Raw genomic sequence first — 10,264 nt, 5'->3', positions numbered from 1 at the left:
GGGGCAGCTGCCCCTCCAGGACGCAGACCAGCAACCTCATCCGCTGTAACTCCTTGGGAGTCATCGAAATCATGTCCTTCTTCATGGGGGACATAATCGCTAAGCAGTTACAGGGGACAAAGTCGCTAAGCTAATACACCTGGTTCTTCGGACTTGACTTATTCTGGAATTGGGCGCATAAACGCGCCGAGTTGTAAGCGTTCCTTCAGCGAATCCGCGTGTTGGTGCACGCCTCTGGGTCACCGAATCAAGCTCCCAGACTTCACTCGATGTAGGTTGCGTTTGCCGTATGCCTTGGACGCACCAGGGAAAAAATAGGGAATCATGAATTTCGCAGATTTGAAAATTATCGCGCCGTTGCTCAAGGCGGTGCAGCGGCAGGGTTACACGACGCCGACGCCGATTCAGGAATTGGCGATTCCGCACGTGCTGGAGGGCCGGGACCTCATGGGTTGCGCCCAGACCGGCACCGGTAAGACGGCGGCCTTCGCGCTGCCGATTCTCCAACGACTGCAACAAAACGCCGGCCGCCCGGGCAAGCGCCTCATCCGGGCCTTGGTGTTGGCGCCCACGCGCGAATTGGCCGCGCAAATCGGCGAGAGCTTCGGCTCATACGGCGCTTTCGTCGGCCTCAAACATGCCGTCATTTTCGGCGGCGTCAACCAGAATCCGCAAGTCCGGGCGCTCGGCAACGGCATCGACATTCTCGTGGCGACCCCGGGGCGGTTGCTGGACCTGATGCACCAGGGACACGTCGATTTGCGTCACGTGGAAATCTTTGTGCTGGACGAGGGCGACCGGATGCTCGACATGGGGTTCATCCCCGACATCCGGCGCATCGTTTCGGCCCTGCCGAAAAAACGCCAGACGCTGCTGTTTTCCGCCACGGTGCCGGCGAGCATCCGCGATTTGGGTCGCGGCATCCTGGACCAACCGGTCGAGGTTGCGGCGGCGAAGTCCGCCACCACGGTGGAAAACGTGACGCAAACGGTCTACTTCGTGGAAAAACCCAACAAAGTGGCGCTGCTGGTGCATCTGCTTTCCCGGCCGGAGATCACGCGGGTGCTGGTTTTTACGCGGACCAAACACGGCGCGGACATGGTCGTGAAAAACCTGAATCGCGCCGCCATCGCCGCCGAAGCGATTCACGGCAACAAATCGCAAAGCCAGCGCGAACGGATTCTGCAGGCCTTCAAACGCGGCAAGGCGCGGGTGCTCGTGGCGACCGACATCGCCTCGCGCGGCCTGGACATCGATCAGGTCAGTCACGTGGTGAATTTCGATCTGCCGCACGAATCCGAATCGTACGTGCATCGCATCGGCCGCACCGGGCGCGCCGGGTTGGCGGGAACCGCTTTGTCTTTCTGCGCGCTGGACGAACGGAGCGACCTGACCGCCATCGAGCGGTTGATCCGGAAACCCTTGACGGTCGCGACGGATCATCCTTTCCCCTCGAGCATTCCGGTCGCCAAGGCGCCGCGGCTGGTGTTTTCGAGCAACAAACGCGGTTCGTCCCGCCGGATGCCGCGCCGCGGCCTGGGCCGTTTCGCCGCGCGCTGATCCAACCAAGCCAGAAAGAAAACCGGGGCGGGCGCCAAACCCGCCCCGCTGCTTTTTCCCTGCCGTTCGGTTCTCCCTTGCCATGGATCGCTGCTGAATGATACTGAGACAAACAACCTTTTCTTGCCCAGGGTAGGTCGGATGAAAATTCAAAAACCGGTTTTTTTGTGCTGGTTGCTTCTGGCCGGGGTGCTGCTGTTCGCCTGCGCCGAGGACGATCACTCGGCGGGTGACGACGATGCCGCCGGCGACGATGACGATAATGACAACGATGACAACAACGATGACAACAACGACGACAACAACGACGATACGGCGGCGAGCGCGCAAATCGAACTGCCGCCTTATCCGTTCTGGCCCAATGATGCCTTTGTCGTCGACGAAGACCAGTTGACCGACCTGGCGACCGCGTATTGCGCGGCGCATCCGGACGATGCCGACGCACGCTCGTTTTTCATGGGCGAGATGCCGCTCTCGGCTTTCGATCTGGTCTATGCGCCGCCGGCGGAAGCCGCCGATCCGCGCGTCCTCATGGGCGATCTGTACCTATCGGGCTATTTCGGCGGCTTGTGGCTGCGCGATCTGCTGGCCTTCGCGCGCCGGTCGGCGACGACCGAGGACTTTTCCCGGCTCAAGCCGATTTTCGAATTGCTGGCGGCGTACACGGCGGCCCAGGAAGAACTGTCGGCCGGCGGGACCGCCGAAGAAATTCTGACTCAGGCGCGCCGGCACGTGCCGCTGCTGATTTTCATCTACGGTTACAACCTCGGCTATCTGGAGCAGATCATCGCCCATCCGCCCGCCGGGGTGCCGTCGCCGACCGACGTGCTGGTTTGCGGCGGTGACGTCTGGCTCGATTGCGACAGCCCCGGCCTGGATTGGCCTTTTCTCTCCCGCTACGACGCGGCGATCGACAAATTGCTCGCTCCACCCGACGAGCGTTGGGAAGAAATGACCAAACTCGACGGCCGCGCCGCCTTTTTCGCGGCCCAGGGACGGTTGGTCTGGAATATCATCGACATTTCCCAACTATCCGCCGATGATTATCTTTTACTGGTGGATCTGAGCCTCAATTTCCTGCTGGCCTCCAAGGCGGCGGCACTCGGCCACATGACCGCCTGGGCCGACGTAGTACCGGCCGAGGGGCGCGATTCGCTGCTGGTCGACGCCGGCATGATTGTCTGGGCGGGAAGTTATTTTATGGGGCTAGCCTCGCCGGCGCCCGCCGGCACTTTCCCGGCATTGATTTGTCCTGACCAATAGTTAGCGATTCAAATTATTCAATCGATCGCGGAAAGATGGCTTCCAGAAGACGGATCGATCATTGCCTGAAAAACGAAAATAGCGTAAAATCTCAACACAACCAGAATTTTCATCGATTGAGCGGAGTCCCTTGCCGGGCGATGCGATGAAGCATGACCATTGTCCAAACGAGAGTTAAAATTGATGATAGATAAACATCCCGGCGAACCGGGCGCCTGGATTCATTTTTTACCGGATGCCGCCGTCATACTCAACGGTCGGGGCCGAATCGTGGAAGCGAACGAAGCCGCCGGCCGCCTGTTCGACGAACGCGAGCCGATCGCCGGGGAAAAGCTGACCGCGCTGATCCGCCTGGCCGACGGAGCGCCGTCGCTGACCGAAATTCTGCGCCGTTCCCGCTCCGGCGTCTGGCGTGGCGAATCGCGCCTCGCCCGCGACAATCGCTCGATCGATCTGGAGTGGTCGATCCGGTCGCTCACCGCACCGGAAGCGTCGCCGGCTCGTTTTCTCGCCGTGGCGCGCGATGTCACCGAGCGAAAAAATGCAGCGGAAGCGGATCGCGAAAGCGCTGAACGTTTCCGTCAATTGGCGGATCTGTCGCAAGACATTGTCTATCGCGTCGATTTTTTCCCCGAACCGCATTTTGTTTATGTCAGCCCGACAGTTCAGAAAATCAGCGGCTACACCCCCGATGAACATTATCGGGATGTCATGCTGCCCATTCGGGCCATTCACCCGGACGACCGAGCGACCGCCGCGGCGTCCCTTCAGGGGTTGGAAAGCGAACAGCCGACCGTCTATCGCGCTTTCCACAAAGACGGTCACATGATCTGGCTGGAACGCCGCCGCGCGCTGATCCGCGACCGTGAGGGGAAGACCATCGGGGCCATCGGTTACTTGCGCGACGTTACGGAACAGACAAAAACCCAAGTCGAGCTGCAGGCGAATCTGTTGCGCAACCGGATTTTCCGTGCGGCCCTGGAAAGTTCGGTCAGCGCCACCTCGTTTTGCGACTTGAACGGCATGATCACCTATGCCAACCCGGCATTCGTGAATTTATGGGGTTACGCGAACGCCGACGAGTTGATCGGGCGCCACGTCTCGCGGGTCGGCGGCTACCCGGAACAAGCGTTGACGGTGATGGAAGCATTGCGGGAAAAAGGCGAATGGCAGGGATCCTGGCCCGCCAGACGTCGGGACGGCGGGAAATTCATCACTTTTTTATCGGCCAATGTCATCCGCGACGAGGAAGACCGGCCGGTGATGATGATGGCCTCGTTTCTGGATGTCACCGCCGAAAAAAACGCCACCGACGAATTGCGCCGGGCACACGACGAACTCGAGCACCGCATCGAGGAGCGGACGACGGAGCTGGCCGAACGCAGCCGGCAGTTGCAGGAAGAGAACCGCAATCGCCGGCAGGCGGAGAACGCTTTGCGGGCCTTGCTGGACGCGATACCCGAGGTGGCTTTTCTGATCGATGCCGAGGGATGGGTCGTCCAGGCCAATGCCGAGTCCGCGCGCCGCATGGGGGTGACGCTCGACGAACTGCTGCGCGCCAATGCCTACGAACTGATCGATCCGGAAACGCGGGCCCGGCGGCGCCAACTGATCGACGAGGCGATCCGCACCGGCAAACCGACGCTGCTCATCGACCATCGGGACGGCCATGATTATGAAAACCACTTTTACCCCGCGCTCGGCGTGGACGGCGTTCCATGGGGCGCGGCGGTTCTCGGTTTCGACATCACCGAACGACTGCGCGCTGAAGAGTCGCTACGGCAAAGCGAAGCCTTGAGCCGCGCGGTCATCGAGAATTCGCCGCTGGGAATTTCGATTCGCTCCGCAACCGGTCGTTTGTTGCGTTACAACGCGGCCTGGCAACGGATTTGGGCGATGAGCGAGGACCGCATCGCGCAGGATTTGTCCCGGGAGCGGACGGTGCTGGTCTTCGATGAAAAAGATCGCTACCTCGACGAATGGCTGCCGCGGGTGCGCGAAATTTACGAGCGCGGCGGCACGCTGTTCATCCCGGAACTGAAGACCCACTCGGCTCGGCCCGGCGTGGCCGAATGGATTTCGCAATATTTTTACGCGCTGAAAAATCCGCAGGGCCAGGTGGAAAGCGTCGTCGTCATCACCCAAGACCTCACGACGCAGCGAAAAGCCCTGCAAGCCGTGGCGGAAACGCAGCAGCGGTTGGCCGACGTCATCGATTTCCTCCCCGATGCGACCTTGGTCATTAATGACAAGGGCGTGGTGATCGCCTGGAACAAAGCGATCGAAACCATGACCGGCGTTCCGGCCGCGGAGATGATCGGCAAGGGGGATTACGAATACTCCGTGCCGTTCTATGGCGAACGGCGGCCGATCCTCATCGATCTCGCGCTCCATTCCGACTTGAATATCGAGTCCCGGTATGCGGAGTTCAAACGGGTCGGCGATATCTGGTTCGGCGAATCCTACGTGACGCATTTAGCGGAGGGCGACACCTATCTTTCGGCGACCGCCGCCGTCCTGCGCGACTCCCAAGGCCACATTACCGGCGCCATCGAGTGCATCCGCGACAACACCGAAAAAAAGCGGACCGCCCAGCAGGCGCAAATCGCCTACCGCGCGAAAAACGAATTCCTGGCGATGATGAGCCACGAATTGCGCACGCCGTTGCACGCGATTCTCGGTTTCGCCGAAATCCTGGCCGGGGGGCTGGCCGGCCGCCTCGCGGATCAACAGGCGACCTACGCCAAGAATATCGTGGCCAGCGGCAAGCACTTGTTGCAACTGATCAACGACCTGCTGGATTTATCGAAGGTCGAGTCCGGCAAGATGGAGTTGACTTCATCGTGGCTCCGGATCGACGAACTGCTGGCCGACGGCCTGATGATGATTCAAGAACGGGCCACGAGCCGAGGCATTTCCCTGACCCACCTGGTGCCGCCGGAGCTCAAAGGAGCGTCCTGTTGGGCGGATGAACGAAAAATGCGGCAAATCCTTTACAATTTGCTTTCCAACGCGGTCAAATTCACGCCCTACGGCGGCGTGGTGAAAGCCGGCGCGATCATCCAAAAGGACGAATTGATCATCTCGGTGGCCGACACGGGAATCGGTCTGAGTTCCGAAAACCAAACGCGTATTTTCGAGGCGTTCGAGCAGGTCGATTCCGGCTACACCCGCCGGCATCAGGGTTCGGGTTTGGGGTTGGCCTTGTCCCGCCGCCTGGTCGAAATGCACGGCGGGCGGATTTGGGTGGAAAGCGAAGGCGAGGGGCACGGCAGCACATTCTGCTTTGCCATTCCGACAAAAATTCGTACCATGATCGAGTAGGGCGGGGGCAAAGACGGATGGGAGGAGCCATGACCGCGAAGAAGATCCTGGTGATCGAGGACAACGAAACCTGCATGGAAGTGGCGAAGGCCGTCTTAAAAATCGGCGGCTATGCGATTCTGAAGGCCGGCGACGCCGAAACGGGAATCGAACTGGCCCAAACCGAACATCCCGAGGTGATCTTGATGGACATCAGCCTGCCGGGGATGGACGGGCTCGAGGCGACACGGCTGCTGAAGGCCGATCCCGACACCGCGCGGATTCCGGTCATCGCCCTGACGGCTCACGCCATGCCCGGCGATCGCGAAAAAACCGTCGAGGCCGGCTGCGACTATTGCGTCACCAAGCCCTTCGACGTGCAGAAATTTCTCGAACTGCTGGCTGATTTGTTGAAGAAGAAGCCGAAAAAATAGAACCGGCGTGATCCCGGCGGTGCGTGCCGGGTTCGCCGCCTAACCCACCGCTTCGATGCCGTTCCGTTTCTCGGTCCGTTTCCGGTCGATGTGATCCAGAACCCGCTTGCGCAGGCGGATGGATTTGGGCGTGAACTCGACGAGTTCGTCGTCGTTGATCAGTTCGATGGCTTCCTCGATCGTCATCTCCTTGACCGGCGTGAGGTAGTTTTTCTCATCGGCGCCCGCGGCGCGGATGTTGGTCAGCTTTTTGCCCTTGCCGGGATTGACGATCAGGTCGTTTTCACGCGTGTGCAGGCCGATGATCTGCCCCGCGTAGACCGGCACGCCCGGGCCGAGGAAGAAAACGCCGCGGTCTTCCAGCTTCCAGAGGGCGTAGGTGACCGTGGTGCACGGTTCCAGCGCGATCAGAACGCCGTTTTGCCGGTCTTTGAGTTCGCCGGCCCAGGGGCCGTAGTGGTGAAACACCGAATTGATCACGCCGGTGCCGTGGGTTTCGTTCAGAAACTTGGTACGGTAACCGAGCAGGCCGCGCGTCGGCACGATGAAATCCAGCCGGGTACGGCCGGCGCCGGTTTCGCGGATGTCGACGACGCGGCCGTAGCGCTGGCTGAGCGACTCGATGATCGCGCCGGTGTGCGCCGATTCGACGTCGAGCACCACCGCCTCATAGGGCTCCAGAAGCGAGCCGTCGTCATCCTGCCGAGTCACCACCTTCGGGCGCGAGACCATGAACTCGTAGCCCTCGCGCCGCAGGGTTTCGATCAGCACCGACAGGTGCAGCTCGCCGCGCCCGCTGACGAGAAAGGCGTCGGGCAGGTCGGTCATTTCCACGCGGAGCGAGACGTTGGATTTCTTTTCCCGCTCCAACCGCTCCTTGATTTTCGCGCTGGTGATGAATTTGCCCTCGCGCCCGGAGGTCGGCGAGGTGTTGGCCATGAATGTCATGCTGACGGTGGGCGGATCGACCTCCAGCCGGGGCAGGACGCGCGGGTTCTCGAGCGAAGTGATCGTTTCGCCGACGTTCAGGTCGTCCATCCCGGTGAGGGCGACGATATCGCCGGCCACCGCCTCCTCCAGGTCGAACCGGTGCAGACCGCGAAAACCGAGGACGTTGTTGATTTTGAACGTTTCGCGCGTGTCGTCCTGGCGCACCAGCAAGGCGCGGTCGCCCGGGTGAAAGACGCCCGATTCCATGCGGCCGATCGCCAGGCTGCCCAGGTATTCGTCGTGGGTGAACGTCGTGACCTGCAAAGCCGGCGAGGCGGCGAGATCCACCTCGGGCGGCGGCACGAAATCGCGGATGACCTCGAACAGCGGCGTCAGATCCTTGGGCTCGTCGGCGAGGGAACGCACGGCGTAACCCAACTTGGCGGAGGCGAAGATCACCGGGAAATCGCATTGCTCCTCGGTGGCGTCAAGCGAGATGAACAGGTCCAGCACAGCGTCCGCGGCGGCGAGCGGGTCGCAGCCCGGACGGTCGATCTTGTTGATGACGACGATCGGCCGGAGGCCGCGGGCCAGGGCCTTTTTCGTCACGAACCGGGTCTGCGGCATGGGGCCTTCGAAGGCGTCGACCAGCAGCAGGGCGGAATCCACCATGCGCATGACGCGCTCGACCTCGCCGCCGAAATCGGCGTGCCCCGGCGTGTCCACGACGTTGATGTGATAGCCGTCGTAATCCAGCGAGGTGCATTTGGAGAGAATGGTGATGCCGCGTTCGCGCTCCAGGTCGCCCGAATCCAGCGCTTGCTCGACGTTGCCTTCGCCGCGCAGAAAACTGCCCGACTGGCCGAGCATTTTGTCGACCAGCGTGGTTTTTCCATGATCCACGTGGGCGATGATCGCGATATTGCGGATGCGGTCCTGCACCCGGGATGCAATTATTTTTCGAGCCATGCCTCAATCCTTAAAACGAACAAAAGCGGGGCACAATGCGCTTTGTCGCGGCGTTCGTCAAGGCTCTCGGCGGTGGGATCGTCATTCGTCAAATAAAAAAGCGAATAAAAAAGCGGGGCGGCTTGGCGCCCCGCTGGATCGAAAATCAGTGCCTCAGTTCGCGGACCGGACTATTCCTCCAAAACGAACTCGACGCGCCGGTTCTTCATCCGGCCCTCCTCGGTGGCGTTGTCCGCGACCGGTTTCGTTTCGCCGTAGCCGATCGCCTCGAGCATCGCGGCGTCGACGCCCTTGCCGACCAGATACTTCTTCACCGACTCGGCCCGACGCTTGGAGAGATTCATGTTGTATTCGTCGGTGCCCTCGGAAGAAGCGTGGCCGCCGATGGCCACCTTTTTCAACTTGCCGGCGGCGGCCTTTTTCTGAATGACCGATGCGACGTTGTCCAAGGTGGCGAACGCGGCCGGTTTGATGATGTCGGAATCGTAATCGAACAGGACGTTGTTGATGATGACGATCACCTCGCGCAGTTTGACGGTCGCGATCCGATTCTTGCCCTGGCCGACCTTGATGTTTTTCGCGACCGACTCATACCCCTCGGCGCCGGCGACGATCGTGAATTTCCCCGGTTGCACTTCGTTGTACCACTGCCCATTGGCCAGCACGGTCGAGGCGATTTCCTTGTCTTCCGCCTTGATGGTGATTTTGCTGTTTTTCACCAGCTCGCCGGTGATCTTATCGACCACCTTGACGGTCAGCGTCGTCTTCACCGGCGGTGGCGGCGGCGGAGGCGGCGGGGTCGGTTCCGGTTTCGGCGGCGGCGGGGCCGGTGCGGCCGTGCACGGGAAGTAATCGACGCCGGCGATCAACCGGTAATCGGGCGAGCCGGCTCCACCGCCCAGGCCGGGGCCGCCGCCGGCCAGCAGCCGCGCGCCGACGTCAAACAGGTAGTGCAGAGTCAGCGTCACTTCCATCGGGTTGGCTTGCATCGAATCGTTCGAGGAGGATTTGTATTGCTGGCCCCAGTATTCGAGCGAGAAGCCGAGGCCGCCGACGATTTGCCGGCTGACGCCCGCGCCGAACAAGTAGCCGCTGCCGATCTTCGTGCCGAGCAGGTCCCGCTCGGGACGATAGAAATAGCCGCCGTTGGCCGCGACGTTGATGACGTCCCACAGATTTTTTTCGAGGATCAAGCGGCCGCCGAAATTGGTCGTCCCTTCGCCGAGAAATACCTCGGGATTACCGGTCGGGAAGGTCGCATAAGGCGCCAGCGCGAGGCCGATCCCGAATTTATCCTCGTCGAGCGGCACGAGCTTGAGCTCCGCCTTGATGTCGCCGAGGGTGGCGTTGTTTTTCAGGTCGCTCGCCCCGGTGTCCTCGCCGGCTTTCAGATCGTTGTCGATTTTCGTGAATTCGCGCCCGCGGCTGGTCAGGTGTCCCGGCACGTCGACGCCCAGCGCCAGCCACGAAAACGGCGCGAAGGCCAAGGTCAGATTGCCCGAAAACACCGAGTTGGTCACGTCGATCAGATCTTCGTCGTCGGTGCCGAACACGAATGGTCGGTCCGCATAATTGAAATACAGCCCCAGACCCCAGCAGAGCGAGGCCATGTTCTGGGCGTCTTCGATCGCCAGAAAATGACCGCCGAAAATGCTGGGGCGAAACAGTTGCACATCCAGTGCCGGATCCGCGGCTTGAGCGCCCGTCAGGATCACCAGCACCAACAAGGCCGCCGCCAAACAAGTCATTATTTTGCGAGGCATGCCAGTCTCCCTAAGCTTTGTTTCACCGGCGTTCGCGGCCGG

The 10,264-nt window shown here is 61.1% G+C and carries 6 protein-coding genes; 4 read left to right on the top strand and 2 right to left on the bottom strand.

Features of this window, described 5'->3' with window-relative positions; translation table 11 throughout:
• Positions 1 to 324 precede the first annotated feature (324 nt).
• The 4 genes from GX444_14010 to GX444_13995 all read left to right on the top strand — a co-directional run bounded on the left by GX444_14010 (position 325) and on the right by GX444_13995 (position 6,560).
• Complete coding sequence (locus tag GX444_14010) at positions 325 to 1,560, top strand: DEAD/DEAH box helicase (protein ID NLH49696.1); 1,236 nt, start codon at positions 325 to 327, stop codon at positions 1,558 to 1,560.
• Positions 1,561 to 1,701: 141 nt separating this feature from the next.
• Positions 1,702 to 2,823, top strand: a complete 1,122-nt coding sequence (locus GX444_14005; protein NLH49695.1) for a hypothetical protein — start codon at positions 1,702 to 1,704, stop codon at positions 2,821 to 2,823.
• Positions 2,824 to 3,006: 183 nt separating this feature from the next.
• Positions 3,007 to 6,147: a PAS domain S-box protein gene (locus GX444_14000; protein NLH49694.1), complete on the top strand. Its 3,141-nt coding sequence runs from the start codon at positions 3,007 to 3,009 to the stop codon at positions 6,145 to 6,147.
• 29 nt (positions 6,148 to 6,176) lie between these two features.
• A complete protein-coding gene (locus GX444_13995) occupies positions 6,177 to 6,560 on the top strand; it encodes a response regulator (protein NLH49693.1) in 384 nt (127 codons plus the stop codon).
• 39 nt (positions 6,561 to 6,599) lie between these two features.
• On the opposite strand, the gene typA is transcribed toward GX444_13995, so the two are convergent.
• Positions 6,600 to 8,459 carry a translational GTPase TypA gene (typA, locus tag GX444_13990; protein NLH49692.1) on the bottom strand — a complete coding sequence of 620 codons (1,860 nt, stop codon included), beginning with the start codon at positions 8,457 to 8,459 and terminating at the stop codon, positions 6,600 to 6,602.
• Positions 8,460 to 8,629: 170 nt separating this feature from the next.
• Positions 8,630 to 10,222, bottom strand: coding sequence for an OmpA family protein (locus GX444_13985; GenBank protein ID NLH49691.1), 1,593 nt, complete (start codon positions 10,220 to 10,222; stop codon positions 8,630 to 8,632).
• Positions 10,223 to 10,264: the final 42 nt, after the last annotated feature.

Source organism: Myxococcales bacterium (assembly GCA_012517325.1).
Lineage (GTDB): Bacteria > Lernaellota > Lernaellaia > Lernaellales > Lernaellaceae > JAAYVF01.
This window is presented reverse-complemented; position numbering and strand designations above follow the sequence as displayed.